This is a genomic window from Nocardia acididurans (genome assembly GCF_016741815.1).
GTDB classification, from domain to species: domain Bacteria; phylum Actinomycetota; class Actinomycetes; order Mycobacteriales; family Mycobacteriaceae; genus Nocardia; species Nocardia acididurans.
Window position 1 is genome coordinate 769,146 of sequence record NZ_JAERRJ010000002.1, and the last position, 14,966, is coordinate 784,111.

General features: G+C 68.1%; 12 protein-coding genes. 4 read left to right on the forward strand and 8 right to left on the reverse strand.

Features of this window, described 5'->3' with window-relative positions; all coding sequences use genetic code 11:
• Nucleotides 1-61 precede the first annotated feature (61 nt).
• Nucleotides 62-478, forward strand: a complete 417-nt coding sequence (locus tag JK358_RS07955) for a nuclear transport factor 2 family protein (RefSeq protein ID WP_201945130.1) — start codon at nt 62-64, stop codon at nt 476-478.
• Nucleotides 479-550: 72 nt separating this feature from the next.
• Nucleotides 551-1,384 carry a hypothetical protein gene (locus tag JK358_RS07960; RefSeq protein ID WP_201945131.1) on the forward strand — a complete coding sequence of 278 codons (834 nt, stop codon included), beginning with the start codon at nt 551-553 and terminating at the stop codon, nt 1,382-1,384.
• Between the two features lie 14 nt (nt 1,385-1,398).
• On the opposite strand, the gene JK358_RS07965 is transcribed toward JK358_RS07960, so the two are convergent.
• Nucleotides 1,399-2,217: an aldo/keto reductase gene (locus JK358_RS07965; protein ID WP_307817386.1), complete on the reverse strand. Its 819-nt coding sequence runs from the start codon at nt 2,215-2,217 to the stop codon at nt 1,399-1,401.
• A 312-nt stretch (nt 2,218-2,529) separates the two neighbouring features.
• On the opposite strand from JK358_RS07965, the gene JK358_RS07970 reads away from it, so the two are divergent.
• A complete protein-coding gene (locus JK358_RS07970) occupies nt 2,530-4,896 on the forward strand; it encodes a phosphoketolase family protein (protein ID WP_232850998.1) in 2,367 nt (788 codons plus the stop codon).
• A gap of 45 nt (nt 4,897-4,941) precedes the next feature.
• On the opposite strand, the gene JK358_RS07975 is transcribed toward JK358_RS07970, so the two are convergent.
• From JK358_RS07975 to JK358_RS07990, 4 genes are all read right to left on the reverse strand, one after another.
• Entirely contained in the window at nt 4,942-5,808 is an 867-nt protein-coding gene (locus JK358_RS07975) for a GNAT family N-acetyltransferase (protein ID WP_201945134.1), read from the reverse strand.
• Nucleotides 5,809-5,932: 124 nt separating this feature from the next.
• Nucleotides 5,933-6,781 (reverse strand): lysophospholipid acyltransferase family protein, encoded by an 849-nt coding sequence (locus JK358_RS07980; RefSeq protein ID WP_201945135.1) that lies wholly within the window; start codon nt 6,779-6,781, stop codon nt 5,933-5,935.
• 364 nt (nt 6,782-7,145) lie between these two features.
• Nucleotides 7,146-7,874: an ABC transporter permease gene (locus JK358_RS07985; protein WP_201945251.1), complete on the reverse strand. Its 729-nt coding sequence runs from the start codon at nt 7,872-7,874 to the stop codon at nt 7,146-7,148.
• A gap of 35 nt (nt 7,875-7,909) precedes the next feature.
• Nucleotides 7,910-8,860, reverse strand: coding sequence for an ATP-binding cassette domain-containing protein (locus tag JK358_RS07990; protein ID WP_201945136.1), 951 nt, complete (start codon nt 8,858-8,860; stop codon nt 7,910-7,912).
• A 107-nt stretch (nt 8,861-8,967) separates the two neighbouring features.
• Between JK358_RS07990 and JK358_RS07995 the strand changes: the two genes are divergently transcribed.
• Nucleotides 8,968-9,699, forward strand: coding sequence for a TetR/AcrR family transcriptional regulator (locus tag JK358_RS07995; RefSeq protein ID WP_201945137.1), 732 nt, complete (start codon nt 8,968-8,970; stop codon nt 9,697-9,699).
• Nucleotides 9,700-9,709: 10 nt separating this feature from the next.
• Here JK358_RS07995 and JK358_RS39910 read toward each other — a convergent pair whose 3' ends face one another.
• From JK358_RS39910 to JK358_RS08010, 3 genes are all read right to left on the reverse strand, one after another.
• Entirely contained in the window at nt 9,710-12,016 is a 2,307-nt protein-coding gene (locus JK358_RS39910) for a bifunctional serine/threonine-protein kinase/ABC transporter substrate-binding protein (RefSeq protein ID WP_201945138.1), read from the reverse strand.
• A gap of 102 nt (nt 12,017-12,118) precedes the next feature.
• Nucleotides 12,119-14,338, reverse strand: coding sequence for a bifunctional serine/threonine-protein kinase/ABC transporter substrate-binding protein (locus JK358_RS08005; RefSeq protein ID WP_201945139.1), 2,220 nt, complete (start codon nt 14,336-14,338; stop codon nt 12,119-12,121).
• Nucleotides 14,339-14,614: 276 nt separating this feature from the next.
• The gene (locus tag JK358_RS08010) at nt 14,615-14,854 is read right to left on the reverse strand and encodes a hypothetical protein (protein ID WP_201945140.1); all 240 of its coding nucleotides are present in this window, start codon (nt 14,852-14,854) and stop codon (nt 14,615-14,617) included.
• Between the last annotated feature and the right edge of the window lie 112 nt (nt 14,855-14,966).

Sequence of the window (14,966 nt, forward strand, 5' to 3'; positions counted from 1 at the left end):
CTGCACCTGTCTACCGTTCGATCTGGATAGTCAACAAATTGACCATGAAAGGTGGATGTCCATGCACCCCTTCCGCAAGGCCGTGGAAGCCCGCGACACCGCCGCCGTCGAGGCGCTGCTGGCCGAGAACGTGGTGTTCACCAGCCCCGTCGCCTTCAAGCCGTACCCGGGCAAGGAGCTCACCGCGGCGATCCTGCGCGGCGTGCTGCGGGTGTTCGAGGACTTCCGCTACGTGCGCGAGATCGCCGATCCGGGCGGCCGCGACCACGCGCTGATCTTCGAGGCGACCGTGGCGGGCAAGGCCATCACCGGCTGCGACTTCCTGCACTTCGACGACGCGGGCAAGATCGACGATTTCATGGTGATGGTGCGCCCGCTGTCGGCGGCCACCGCACTGGCCGAGGCCATGGGCGCGCAGTTCGAACGGATCCAGGCCGAGGCGACCGCCGCCCTGGTCGCCAAAAGCGAAGGTGCGTGAGCCTTTTCGAAACCCCCGTGACCGGCGCGGGCACTGCCGGCCCCGCGCGCGGGGCCGGTACAGTGGGCGGCGATGGAACCCGAGCAGGCCACCGGGCGCGCGGCGGCCCGTATCGCGACCGCCCGCAGCGATCCGGCGCAGCGGCTGCAGCTCGCGGCGGAGTTCTATCCGGCGCGGCTCGACGCCTACGGGCGCGCCGAATCCACCTTCCTGCGCTGGGTGATCCACCGCGGCGTCCTGCATCCCGACAGCGGCAGCGCGTGGTGGCGCGCGGTCAACGACCGGCTGCTCCAGGACAAACTGGAGGCCCGGCTGCTGTGGGACGCCGGAATCGCCGACGCGCACGGCCCCGGCACCCGGGCCTGGCTCGACTTCCTGCACCGGCCCGGCGCCGCCACCTGGTACCGGGCGCACAACCGCAGCGTGGTCACCGGCTATCTGGACAACCCCGGGCTGGCCGAATCCGAGTCCGCCCCCGAGCGATTCATGATGAACGTGACGCTGGCCCGGGTTCTGTTCACCCAGGCGCTCATCGAACGGCCGCCCCTGGCGCTGGGCCGGCTGGCCTGGCTGGGGCGGCGCATCGCCGACCCGCGCGGCTACGCCGTCGGCATGTTCCTGGACCTGCGTGATGTGTTCCCGCCGCGATATCCGCTGCGCGACACCCAGATTCGGCAGCTACTCGACGGCGAGGGCCCGGTCGCGCGGATCATCGACTACGGCCTGATCCTGCCGAAACTCGGCGCGCTCTACGACTTCGCCGCCGAACGGCTGGACGAGCCGCGCCTGCCGGACCTGGTGGCCGACGGAACGTTCAACTACGGGAACCCCAGCGTCGGGCGGGACGAACTCACTCCGAATGCGTTGAGCCGCATGGTCGCCGCGCTCACCGCACCCCGACGCTGAGGTTCCCGGGCGGATCAGGCCAGGTTGAAGGTCTCCGGATCCGGGCCGATCCGGCCGGCCGGATTGTCGAGGGCGGCGATCAGCGTCAGATCGTTGTCGCTGAGCTCGAAGTCGAAGACGTCGAAGTTCTCCGCGATACGGGACGGGGTCACCGATTTCGGGATGACGATATTGCCGGTCTGCAGATGCCAGCGCAGCACGACCTGGGCGGGCGACTTGCCGTACTGCTCGGCGATACCGGCCAGCGACGGTTCCGCCAGCAGCGCGCCGCCCTGTCCCAGCGGGCTCCACGCCTCGATGGCGACCTCCAGATCCTTGGCGACCGAACGCATCTCGCGCTGCTGGAAGTACGGGTGCAACTCGATCTGATTGAGCACGGGGACGATATCGGTCTCGTCCACCAGCCGCCGCAGTGTGGCCTCGGTGAAGTTGGAGACGCCGATGGCGCGGGCGCGACCGTCCGCGTTGATCTTCTCCAGCGCCCGCCAGGTGTCGAGGTAGCGGTCGCGGGCCGGGGTCGGCCAGTGGATCAGGTAGAGGTCGACGTAGTCGGTGCCCAGGCGTTCCAGACCGGCGTCGAACGCGCGCAGCGTCTCGTCGTAGCCCTGATCGCTGTTCCACAGTTTCGTGGTGAGGAACACCTCGCCGCGCGGCAGGCCCGAGTCCCGGATGGCACGGCCGACACCGGTCTCGTTCTCGTAGATGCGGGCGGTGTCGATATGCCGGTAGCCGACCTCGAATGCCGTGGTCACAGCGGTGTACGCCTGGTCGTCCTCGACCTGCCACACGCCGAATCCGAGCTGCGGAATCGTGGTGCCGTTGTTGAGGGTGATCTCCTGCAAGGCCATACCTCTCGGGGTAGGGGGTGAGGTTCGGTTTTCCGAATCCTCAGCAGTGCTGCCCTCTACGGTATTCCCGAACCACAGCAAATTCCCAGTAACAATGGTGATGGTCGCCGGTAGCATCGCGAGGAGAGGTAGGCCGCCCGTCCCCGACGTGAAAGGCACACCGTGTCCATCAGCAGCGCGAGGTCGTCCAGCAGCGCGAGCTCAGTGAATCCGGGTGTCTCGGCCCGCGCGGCCGACACCGAGGGTGACAACGAGACCTCCGGCACCGGCGAGACCGTCGCACCTGTCCCCTATCGCCTGACCCGCCGGCCCGGCCCGCTGGAGACGGCCGAACTCGAAGCGCTCGACGCCTGGTGGCGGGCCGCCAACTATCTGTCCGTCGGGCAGATCTACCTCATGCGGAACGAACTCGTGCGCGAACCGCTGCGCCCCGAGCACATCAAACCGCGACTGCTCGGGCACTTCGGCACCGTGCCGGGCCTGAATCTGGTGTGGGTGCACGCCAATCGCGCCATCCGCGCCCGCGATCTCGACGCCGTCTTCGTCGCCGGGCCGGGGCACGGCGGCCCCGGGCCCAATGCCTGCGCCTGGCTGGAGGGCACGTATTCCGAGCTGTACAGCCATATTCCACGCGACGCGGAGGGGATGCGCGAGCTGTTCGCGCAGTTCTCCTACCCGGGCGGGGTGCCCAGCCACTGCGCGCCGAACACTCCCGGCTCCTTCCACGAGGGCGGCGAACTGGGGTATTCGCTACTGCACGCCTACGGTGCGGCACTGGACAATCCGGATCTCACGGTCTTCTGCGTGATCGGTGACGGCGAGGCCGAAACCGGGCCGCTGGCGGGTAGCTGGCATGCCAACAAATTCCTCAATGCCGCACGCGACGGGGCGGTGCTGCCGATCCTCGCGCTCAATGAGTACAAGATCGCCAATCCGACCATCCTGGCGCGGATTCCGGAATCGGAACTGCTGAGCCTGCTACGCGGATACGGATACGACCCGATTCCGGTGACCGGCAACGACCCCGGGGCCGTGCACCAGCAGATGGCTCGGGCCGTCGACGAGTGTCTGGACCGCATCGCCGCGATCCAGCGCGCCGCCCGGGACGACGGTGCCACGGCCCGGCCCGCCTGGCCCATGATCATTCTGCGCACCCCGAAGGGCTGGACCTGCCCGCCCATCGTGGACGGCGATCCGGTGGAGGGCACCTTCCGCGCACACCAGGTGCCGCTGTCCTCGGCGCGCGACGACGACCGGCATCGGGTGGTGCTCGAGCAGTGGCTGCGGTCGTATCGGCCCGAGGAACTCTTCGACGCGAACGGGCAGCCGAAACCCGAACTGCTGGAACTGAATCCGACCGGCGCGCGGCGCATGAGCGCGAACCCGGCGGCCAATGGCGGTGCGCTGCTGCGGGATCTGCGCCTGCCCGACTGGCGCGACTCCGGCGTCGAGGTCAGCGCACCCGGCGCGGTCAAGCACGAGGCGACGCGGGTGCTGGGCGGATGGCTGCGCGAGGTCACCCGGCTCAACCCGGACAACTTCCTCACCTTCGCCCCGGACGAGCTGGCCAGCAACCGGCTCCAGGACATCCTCGAGGTCACCGGACGCGACTGGCAGGCCGAGATCGGCGAGTACGACGTGAAACTCGATCGCAGCGGCCGCGTCATCGAGGTGCTGTCCGAGCATATGTGCCAGGGTCTGCTGGAGGGCTATCTGCTCACCGGGCGGCACGGCGTCTTCACCTGCTACGAGGCGTTCATCCACATTGTCGACGCCATGTTCAACCAGCACGCCAAATGGCTCGACGCCAGCGCGGAGATACCGTGGCGGCAGCCCATCGCCAGCCTCAACTACCTTCTCTCATCCCATGTTTGGCGACAGGACCACAACGGGTTCACGCATCAGGATCCCGGATTCCTGGATGTGGTGCTCAACAAGAGCCCGCGGATCGTGCGGGTGTATCTGCCACCGGACGCCAATACGCTGCTGTCCACCTACGATCACTGCCTGCGATCCCGCCACTACGTGAATGTCGTTGTGGCGGGCAAACAACCGCAGGAGAGCTGGCTGACCGTCGAGCAGGCCGCCGTGCACTGCGCCCGCGGCATCGGCATCTGGACCTGGGCCGGCAACGGGGACGCGGAGGGCGAGTCACCCGATGTCGTGCTCGCCTGCGCGGGTGACGTACCGACCCTGGAAACCCTTGCGGCGGCGGCGATTCTCCGGGAGCGCCTGCCCGATCTGCGGGTGCGCGTGGTGAACGTGATCGACCTCATGCGGCTGCTGCCGCAGGACGAGCATCCGCACGGGCTGCCCGATCGCGAGTTCGACACCCTGTTCACCCGGGATCGGCCGGTCGTGTTCGCCTTCCACGGATATCCGTGGCTGGTGCACCGGCTCACCTACCGGCGCACCAACCACGACGGGCTGCATGTCCGCGGATACAAGGAGAAGGGCACCACCACAACGCCTTTCGACATGGTGATGCTCAACGATCTGGACCGGTACCACCTGGTCATGGATGTCATCGACCGGGTGCCCGCGCTGCGCGAGAAGGCCGCCGGACTGCGTCAGGAAATGGTGGACGCCCGCTGGCAGGCCCGCGCCTGGACCCGTGAACACGGCGAGGACATTCCGGTGGTCGCCGACTGGAAATGGACCTGACCGCGCGCGGTCGGCCCGACCCGCACCGCGAATACCGTTGCGCCGCTATGCGGGAACGCTGGCCGGGCTGCGCGCGATCCGGCCGCCCAGCCGCTCGTTGACCGCGAAACCGTGCCGTCGGCACCATTCGGCCAGGCGCGGCACCGCCGAATCGTCGTCGCGGTAGGTCGGCACCAGCTGGCCGACGATGTAGAGGTGGTGCGCGTCCGCCGAACGGCACAGGTGCTGCAAAACGGCGCTGCCCAAACCTGTCCCGCGCAGTTCGGGATTCACCGTGATGTTGTCGAGTTTGACGGTGTCGGCGTAGATGTCGAAGACGACCTCGACCAGGGTGTCGCCGCGGCGCAGGGTGGTGATGTCGGCGGGGATCGGGCGCAGCGCGCCGGGCAGGTGATCGATCAGCCGCAGGCGCGCGGCCTCGTCGGGGGCGATCCGCAGGGCCGCCGTCACCTGTTCGATGAGGTCGGTGACCACCGCCCGATCGCCCAGGGCGGCCAGCGGGCGGATCTCCTCGGTGTGCAGCGCGATGCGCTGGAGCAGCCGGGCCCAGTGCTGATCCACGGATTCGTACTCCTGCGCCAGGTCGCCGAGCGTCACCTCCAGGCAGACCGAGTGGCCCAGGCTGCGCACCCGCCCGCCGGACAGCACGCCCCACACGCGGTCCTCCGCGCCCACCCCGTACTGCCCGAGCTCCCGGCGCAGGGCGTCACGGCGCGCGGTGGCCTTGTCGATCGAGGCCCCCGGCAGGTGGTGCAGCCAGCGTTTCCAGCCGGTGAGGTTGGCCTGGATCCGGCTGTCGGCGATGCCCGCGCTTGCCTTCAGATAGTTGCTCCAGGCTTGCAGTCGCTGTTCCTCGAGCGGATGCACGGGCTCGGCGGCGCGTGCGTCCGGGAACGGATTGCCCTCACTCATGTAGAACAACGCTAGCGTCCAACCAGCAGACCGCAGGTGAGCGGCGCGCGCGTGGTTCTCACATCCGGGGAGCGACTCCCGGGCCCACTGCTCCCGAGAGTCGCTCCGCGTCCATCATGCGCGATTACAGCAGATTCGCCAGACCCGACAGCGGACCGGGCAATCCGGCCACGTGCTTCTTGATTCCGGTGGCCACCGGATTCGGATCCTCGGCGCGCAGCCGGTCCAGCTCGGCCTGCATGGTCGTCACGGTCTGGTCGTAGAGCGAGTCCACCAGGTCACTGTCGTCCGGATCGCCGACCTGCGTCGACCACTCCAGCGCCGGCAGGAAACTCACGTGCACCGAGGCGGGCAGCGGGATCTGCGGCAGGATCGGGGCCACGCCGAAGGGCAGGCCCACCGTGTACGGAAACACCTTGGCGCGGAACAGCTTGTCCAGCTGCAGCAGGCGCGCGGTGCGCTCGCCGCGGCTGACGATGAAGATGGAGTCGTGGCCGCCGTTGGCGACGGCCGGGATCACCGGCACACCCAGTTTGAGCGCCAACCGGATGAAGCCCTTGCGGCCCGCGAAGTCGATCTTGTCGCGGTCGGTCCAGGGGCGGCAGGCCTCCCAGTCGCCGCCGGGGTACACCATCACCGCGCCGCCGTCCTTCAAGCCCGCGCTCGCCGCCTCCTGCGAGGCCGCGATCACGCCGAACTGGCGCAGACTGTCACCGAGAAGCGGTGCGCGCAAAAGGATTTCGTGCGCGACACCGAAGGTGGGTTCGTCCGGGCGGCGCTCCAGCATGGCCATGAAGGTGATCCACACCTCCGGCGCCCAGTAGATCGACGAGTGATTGCCGATGACCAGTGCGGGCCCCGAAGCCGGAAGATTGTGCAGGCCACTGACTTCCGGAGTGAAGTAGTTCGTGTACGCCCGCGCCAGTGGCAGCAGCGGGTGGTTCGGGTCTGGGGTACGCATCGTTTCAGTCATGAGCCGTCCTGTGTTCATTGCTTTGCCGGTGACGGGCGCGGCAAACACATACAGCTGCCGAATCACGCTCGGCAGAACCGAATAGCCCCAGGCCGAATCCCCATTGATAGCCCCGATAATCGCGTGACACCGCGATCCCTGTAGTGCGTGCGAGCGTTTCTCGATCCTCGACGACCGATGCCCGTCACCGTCCTCCTGCCCTTTCGACGTTAGCAACCCAAGCACTTGCTTGGCAGCGAGTGTGGGCTAGCCAACAATGGCATTGCGGCCCCGGCGAATTCGCCGGGGCCGACCTAGGATGGCTCGCTATTTCACGACATACCGGACAAACATGCCTAGATGCGCATATCGGCGTAGCGCGATGTCAATGGAGGCCGCGACGCCGGTAGAGCTCGCCCGCCACCAGGTAACCCGCCAATCCGATTCCCGCACACCAGGTCAGGGCGATGACGGCATTGTTGCCGATGGGCTGCTCCGTGAGCAGGCCGCGCACACTCTCCGCAATCGGCGTCGAGGGCTGATGCTCGGCGAAACCGCGCAACCAGCCGGGCAGGGTGTGCAGCGGGACGAACGCGCTGCTCACATACGGCAGGAACATGAAGAAGAAGGTGAAACCATTGGCGGCCTCCGGGTTTCGCACCAGCAGACCGATGGCGGCGGCCAGCCAGGACAGCGCCAGGATGAACGCCGAGAGGACGCCGACCACGCCCAGCCAGCGAATCGGGTCGGCCGTCGGGCGGAAGCCCAGGGCGACCGCGATCAGAATGACCAGGCCGGTGGTGAGCAGATTGCGCAGCAGGCTCTCCAGCACATGTCCGGCAAGCACCGAGGTGCGCGAGACCGACATGGTGCGGAAGCGGTCGATGATGCCGTTGTGCATATCCGTCGCCACGCTCACCGCGGCGCCGGCCGAGCCGAATCCCGCGCACAGCAGGATGATTCCGGGCACCACGTAGTCGAGGAAGTCGCCGCCGACATTCATCGCGCCGCCGAAGACGTAGGTGAACATGAGCAGGATCATCACCGGCACCACGATCGACAGGACCATGATGTCCGGGCTGCGCAGACTGTGCCGGAGGCTGCGGCCCACCATGGCGGCCGAATCCTGGGCACCGCGAACCAGAGTGCTCACAGCTGTACACCTTTCGGGGCGTTACCGGTCAGGGCGAAGAAGACGTCGTCGAGATCCGGTGTGTGGATGTCCAATTGGTCGATGGTGATATCCCGGTCGTCGAGGCGGTCCAGGAGTTTGCGGATGTCACCGACACTGCCGTCCGAAGGGACGTGCAGGACAAGCTGTTCGGGGTCGGCATCGGCCACCGTGACGGCCTGCACGGCGGCGGCGAAACCCCGCTGATCGGCGAAACGCAGCTGGATGTGGCCGCCGGGGACCAGACGTTTGAGCTCCTCGGCCGTACCCTCGGCGACGATGCGCCCGCCGTCGAGGACGGCGATGCGGTCGGCGAGCTGATCGGCCTCCTCCAGGTACTGGGTGGTGAGGAAGACGGTGACACCGCCGGCGACCAAAGTCCTGATCACCGCCCACAATTCGCGGCGGCTGCGCGGGTCGAGGCCGGTGGTCGGCTCGTCCAGGAAGACGATGCGCGGATTGCCCATGAGGCTCATGGCCAGGTCCAGGCGGCGGCGCATACCGCCGGAATAGGCGTCGACGCGCTTGCGGGCGGCGTCGACCAGGTCGAACTGTTCGAGCAATTCCGCTGTGCGCCTGTCGGTTTCGGCCTCGCCCAGATGAAGCAGACGGCCTACCAGGCGCAGGTTCTCCGCGCCGGTGAGGATGCCGTCCACGGCGGAATTCTGGCCTGTCACACCGATGACGGCGCGTACGGCGTCCGGTTCACGCACCGGGTCGAGGCCGCCGACGCGGACTTCTCCCCCATCCGGGCGGCCCAGCGTGGACAGGATGCGGACCATGGTGGTCTTGCCCGCGCCGTTCGGGCCCAGCAGCGCGAAGACGGTTCCGGCGGGCACGGTCGCGTCGATGCCGCGCAATACCTGCTGGTCTCCGAAGGATTTGGTCAGCCCGGTCACTTCGATGGCGGGCCGGAGTCGAGTCGTCATGGGAACCCCGATCGAGAAACTGTGTATGAGATACACTTACCGTTTATAGGCTACACAGTTTCAGGGATGGCGCAAGATGTCAGGAGAAACCGACGACAGGAGGCCACATGCACACGCCCGACCGGGCCCCACTCCCCAAAACGGTGGAACTGCTGTGGGACCGCACCGGCACGGGCACCCGCGGTCCCAAACGCGGCCTGTCCCTCGACCAGATCCTCGACGCCGCCACCGCCATCGGCGACACCGAGGGCTACACCGCGCTGTCCATGGCCCGCGTCGCCAAACACCTGGGCTTCACCACCATGTCGCTCTACCGGTACGTCGACAGCAAGGACACCCTCGTGGAACTGCTGCTCGACCGCGTCATCGGCGGACCCCCGGAACTGCCCGCCGACGCCGGATGGCGCACCGCCCTGGAAGCCTGGGCCTGGGGCGAATACCACGCCATCCGCGCCCACGAATGGTGGCTCGACATCCCCATGACCTCACCCCCGCTGGGCCCCAACAATATGGCCTGGCTGGAAACCGGCATGTCCGCCTTCGCCGGCATCCCCATCCCCGAACCGGTGAAACTCCAACTGATCGTGAACGTTTCGCTCTCCGTCATCGGCCGCATGCGTTTCCGCCGCGACACCGCCAAACAATCCGAGGAAGTCGACTACCAGGCCATCCTGCTGCAGGTCGTCGACCCCGAACGCTTCCCCGCCGTGCACAGCGCCATGGCCCACCGCGCCTTCGAGAGCGAGGACATCGACTGGGAGAAGGCCGATTTCGGCTTCTTCCTCGACCGGCTACTGGACGGATACGAAGTCTTCATCGCCCGATTCAGCCGCGAATAGCGGTGTGCCGCTACGGGATACGGTAGATCCAGTAGCGCTGATCGGCGAGTTCGCCGGTGGCCGTCCAGTGGTAGGTGCGAGCCAGGCCGTCACCGGTATAGGACTGCAACTGCGTCACCAGATCGGCCCGCGTGATCGGTCCGGATGCGATGGCGCGCAACACGATGGCGGTCAGGTCGTAGCCTTCGACCGAGTACGCGCCGACCTCGGAGCCGGTGAGCGTTTGATAGTCGGAGCGGAACTGCGCGGGGGCGGGGCCGCACATGCACGATACCGTCACGCCCGACGCCGTGGAGTCGGAGACGAAATCGGTATGGGTGCCGCCCTCGCCGGTGTAGAGCGGCACGCTCACACCGGCGTCGTGCAACTGCCGGAGCAGGGCGGCGGCTTCGGTGTACACGCCGGTGTAGACGATCGCGTCCGGCCGCACCCCGGCCACGGTGGACGCCGCCGCGGTCGCATTCTGCTCGCCGACACCGGACATCGCGCAGTCCTGCAGCACGGCCGCACCCAGGCCGGTGGTGACCTCACCGGCCAGCCGGACGCCGTACTCCGAGGCATCGGATATCACGCACACCCGGGTACGGCCCTCGGCGGTGCCCACGAAACGGCCCAGCGCGACGCCCTGCCCGTCACCGTTCGCCACGCCCTGGAAGTAGGTGCGCCAGCCGCTGCGCGCGAGATCACCGCCCGTCGCGGACGGCGTCAGAAATGGCAGCCCGGCATCGCTGAGCACCTGCCCGACGGCCTGCGTCTCCGCCGTGAACACCGGGCCGATCAGCGCCACCACCGAGGGATCGACCACCAGTGCCGGGATCACCTGTGCGGCCACCGCCGGATCACCCTGGGTGTCGAATTCCCGCACGGTGATCTGACATTCGGGATTGCGTTCGTTGAATTGGCCGACCGCCAGATTCGCGCCATTGAGCACATTGCTGCCCAGCGTCGCGTCCGCACCCGACATCGGCCCCGCCACCGCGATGGTCAGCGGGGCACACGCGGCGCCCGAGGTCATCGGCGGATACACACCGGACGGCCAGGAGTAATTGATCCTCCCCTGCCCATCGATCTGCCGCAGCGCCTGCATGCCCAGCATCGTCAATGCCGCACTGCCGCCCGCGGCACCGGAATCACCGGCCCGATCGGAGGAAGCGGAATCCCTTATCGCCCAGACGATCCCGACAGTCACGGCGAGCACCACCACCAGACCCACGGCGAGCGCGATGAGCCGGCCGCGCCGACGCCCCGCAGCCCCCGGAATCTGCGTGCCTTCGGCGCTGTCGGCCGGGACCGAATTCCGCTGCGGCAGTGGGTTTTCAGCGCTGGTCGGTACCAGATCCCCCAGCGGCGGCGCATTCTCGGCACGCGGTGGTGGTGAGGTCCGCTGTGTCGGGGCATCCTCTGCCGGGGATGGTCCGGGGGTGACCAAGGTGGGGGCGTCTTCGGGCCGGTGCGGCGAAACAGGGTGCGGCGGAGCTGGTTCGGGAGGGGCGAGCGATCCTCGTACGGCATCGACGAACTCCGTGCACGAGGTGAATCTGTCGGCGGGGAGTTTGGCCAGGGCGCGGGCCAGCACCGCGTCCATGGCGTGCGGCAGACCGGGGCGGCGCGCGCTCACCGGCGGGGGTGGGCGGTAGAGGTGGCCGGCGATGACCGCTGCGGCGTCGCCGGATTCGAAGGGGCTGGAACCGCAGAGCAGCCAGAACAGGGTGCAGGCCAGGGAGTACTGGTCGGAGCGGTGGTCCAGCGGAGCTGCCGAGAGTTGCTCCGGGGAGGCGTAGGCCAGGGTGACGGTGAGGGAGCCGGTTCTGGTGAGCTGGTTGGTGTCGCCGCGCATGCGGCCGATGCCGAAGTCCGCCAGCAGGATTCGCTCACCGTAGCCGGGGGCGGGGCGGGCGAGCATGATGTTGGCGGGTTTGACGTCGCGGTGCAGGACGCCCATCGCATGGGCGTAGTCGAGGGCTTTCGCCACCTCGGCGATGACCCATACCGCGCGCTCCGGGGGCAGGGCGGCGCGCGCCAGGGTGGAGGCGTCCGCGCCGTCGATGTACTGCATCGAAATCCACAGGCGGTCGTCGTCGACACCGCGGTCGAAGACCGACACGATATTCGGATGATCCAACCGGGCGACGAGTTCGGCCTCGCGTTCGAAGCGGGCACGGACCTCATTGTCGGCCAGGAAATCGCGGCCCAGCAATTTCACCGCGACCAAGCGGGGCAGGCGGGGATGACGGGCCAGATAGACCTCGCCCATCCCGCCGCCACCGAGTCGCCGTTCGATGACATAACCGGCGAAGACATCACCCGGACGCAGCATCGAGCCCCCTCGGGATTCCGCAACGTCTCGAACGGTACACCGCGCCGTACCCACCGGCAGGGGATCGACGGCCCGAACCGGACCCGGGCGCGACGCGCCGGGTCATCCGACGCGATACAGCCAGATTCGGGGATCGGTGAGCTCACCGGTCTCGGTCCAGGAGTAGGGGCGCGCCAAGCCCTCACCTCGATAGCGCTGGAGATAGGCGAGCAGGTCCGGGCGGGTGGCATGGCCGGACGCGATGCCGCTCAGCACGATGGTGGCCAGGTCGTAGGCCTCGACCGAGTAGACGCCGGGGGGACGGGCGAGCAGGGCTTCGTAGTCGCCGCGGAACGCGGACGGGATCGGGGCGCAGGGGCAGGAGAGGATCGAATCGCGGCCCGCCGCGCCGACGGCGGTGGCGAAGGCCGGGTCGTGCGCGCCGTCACCGGAGAAGAAGGGGGCCGTGACACCCGCTCGGCGCAGGGCCAGCAACAGCGGAGCAGCCTCGGTGTAGGAGCCGCTGTAGTAGACCGCGTCGGGCGCGGAGGCCGAGATGTTCGCTATCGCGGTGGCAGAGTCCGCGCCGAGCGGGATGGTGGCCGAGCAGGAAACGTCTGCGGCCGAGGCCAATCCGGCTGTCACCGCGGAGGCGAGCGAGAGACCGTACTCGGTGTCGTCGGACAGTACGCAGACGCGGTGGTAGCCGACGGTTCCGGTCAGATAGCCGCTCACGGCCGGGGCCTGGGCGTTGTATCCCGCCAGGCCGCGGAAGAATCCCCGCCAACCCGATTGGGACAGCGCCGGATTGCTCGCCGACGGGGTCAGGAACGGCAAGCCCGCCTCGGAGAGATACGCGCCGGCGGACGCCGTCTCCGCCGAGAAGACCGGGCCGATCAGCGCCACGATCGACGTGTCCTGAATGATCTGCGGGACAAGCTGTGCCGCGACCTCCGCCGAACCGGTGGTGTCGAACTCCCGGATCGTCACGGGGCAGGCCGGATTCGCCTTCGCGAAATGTTCTACGGCGAGACGCAGGCCACCGAATACGTTGCGGCCCAGGGCTTCATCCGTGCCGGACAGCGCACCGGCCATGGCGATCGTCGCGGGTGCGCAGGTCGCGCCGGAGACGAGTGGCGGATACGGGCCGGGAGTAGCCCCGGTGATCACATTGCCCTGCCCGTCGAGCTGCGCGAGCGGCTGGAAACCGCCGTATGCCGCCGCCACCTCGGTCGCGGGGGCGGAGGTGGCGCTGTTCGACGGCGCGGTGGACGTGCGCGGGGCCGCCGTATCCGGTGACTCGGAACCCCTTGTCAGCCAGACGATTCCGAGGACAGCGGTGAGTGTCACCACCACCCCGATCACCCCGGCCTTGCGCCGGTCCCACCGCCCCTGCCGTGCCGAGGACCGGGCGGCGCTCCCTCGCGCTCTCGGCTTGCGCGCGGAATTCGACTGCGGCACACCTTTCTTCACGCCGTCGGCTCCCGGACGCGGAGGCGCGGTGAAACCGGCCGACAGCAATGCCCGCGTCGCCGTATCAGCGAATTCCGCACAGGAGGTGAATCTCTCGTCCGGATTCTTGGCCATGGCGCGCGCCAGCACCGCGTCGAGCGCCCGCGGCACTGTCGCCCGCCGCTCATGCGCGGACGGGGGCGGCAGCCGCAGATGCCCGGCGACGATCTCGGCCGCGTTCTCCGACTCGAACGGGGTCGACCCGCACAGCAGCCAGAACAGCGTGCACGCCAGCGAATACTGATCCGACCGCCGATCGGCCCGCCCACTCGACAACTGCTCCGGCGACGCGAACGCCACACTCACCGTGGGCGCACCGGCGCGGGTCAGATCCTCGGTACCGCCGCGCAATCGCCCGATACCGAAGTCGGCCACCATGATTCGCGCCCCGTACCCGGGCGAGGGCCGGGCCAGCATGATGTTGGCCGGCTTCACATCCCAGTGCAGCACCCCCATCGAATGCGCGTAATCGAGCGCCTTCGCCGCCTCACTGACAATATGCACCGCCCCGGCGGGCGGCAGCACCGTGCAATCCACCGTCGACGCATCCACCCCCTCGATGAACTGCGCCGCAATCCACAGCCGATCCCCCTCCACCCCCCGATCCACCACCGGCACGATATTCGGATGATCCAGCGGCGCGACCCGATCGGCCTCCTGCTCGAACCAGGACCGCACCCCCGCATCCGCCCCGAACTCCCGGCTCAGCACCTTCACCGCAACAACCCGCGCCAACCGCGGATGCCGCGCCAGATACACCTCCCCCATCCCCCCACTGCCCAACCACCGCTCGATGACGTACTCAGCGAATACTTCACCAGCGCACAGCATTGCGCCCCCTAGGATCGGCGGATTCCAGAAAACGGTACGCCGATCCCCCCGCCCACAACCGCTATTCGATGGCTATTCGGTGGTCAGCGGGCTCGACGACCGAACGGAACACCGCAAATCTCCCGAGGATCGGTCACCCTCAGATCCCCGAGAAACCCCCGCGCACTCTCGACCACGAAATCGGCGGGCCCGCCCGCCTGAACACCCAGCCCCATCCCGAGCCCGGCCCCCTGCGGCTCGCTGTCATCGACGAAATCGATATACATCGTCTTCCAGTCACTGCCCTTGCGGCGCGTGCGCGTAGGAGCCGATACCGCCGCCCGCATAGTCACTGTGAACCAGGCACAGCAGCACCTTCAGCGCCTGATCGCGAACCTGATCGTCACAATCGGCGGCAGCCAATGCCGCAGCGAGCCTGGTGATCTCGGTAAGACGAAGAGCGAATCCGCTGCGGTGCTCACTGTCGGAAAAGGAATCCGGGTGCTCGAGCGCACTGCGCTCGTCGAATGCACTCACCGGGCGAGGGAAGACTCGATTCTCTTGATCACCCCGCGGGTTCGGGAGCCATTGCAGCGGTCCGGAAGCCAGCGGGCCCGAGCCGACCGTGTCGGCTCGGGCCTTTGTGGTG

What these genes read in the sequence shown, in the direction of transcription:
- JK358_RS07990 (WP_201945136.1), bottom strand. Translation starts at nt 8,860, where the DNA reads ATGACGACTCGACTCCGGCCCGCCATCGAAGTGACCGGGCTGACCAAA.
- JK358_RS39910 (WP_201945138.1), bottom strand. Translation starts at nt 12,016, where the DNA reads ATGCTGCGTCCGGGTGATGTCTTCGCCGGTTATGTCATCGAACGGCGA.
- JK358_RS07985 (WP_201945251.1), bottom strand. Translation starts at nt 7,874, where the DNA reads ATGGTGGGCCGCAGCCTCCGGCACAGTCTGCGCAGCCCGGACATCATG.
- JK358_RS07980 (WP_201945135.1), bottom strand. Translation starts at nt 6,781, where the DNA reads ATGACTGAAACGATGCGTACCCCAGACCCGAACCACCCGCTGCTGCCA.
- JK358_RS07960 (WP_201945131.1), top strand. Translation starts at nt 551, where the DNA reads ATGGAACCCGAGCAGGCCACCGGGCGCGCGGCGGCCCGTATCGCGACC.
- JK358_RS08005 (WP_201945139.1), bottom strand. Translation starts at nt 14,338, where the DNA reads ATGCTGTGCGCTGGTGAAGTATTCGCTGAGTACGTCATCGAGCGGTGG.
- JK358_RS07975 (WP_201945134.1), bottom strand. Translation starts at nt 5,808, where the DNA reads ATGAGTGAGGGCAATCCGTTCCCGGACGCACGCGCCGCCGAGCCCGTG.
- JK358_RS07995 (WP_201945137.1), top strand. Translation starts at nt 8,968, where the DNA reads ATGCACACGCCCGACCGGGCCCCACTCCCCAAAACGGTGGAACTGCTG.
- JK358_RS07955 (WP_201945130.1), top strand. Translation starts at nt 62, where the DNA reads ATGCACCCCTTCCGCAAGGCCGTGGAAGCCCGCGACACCGCCGCCGTC.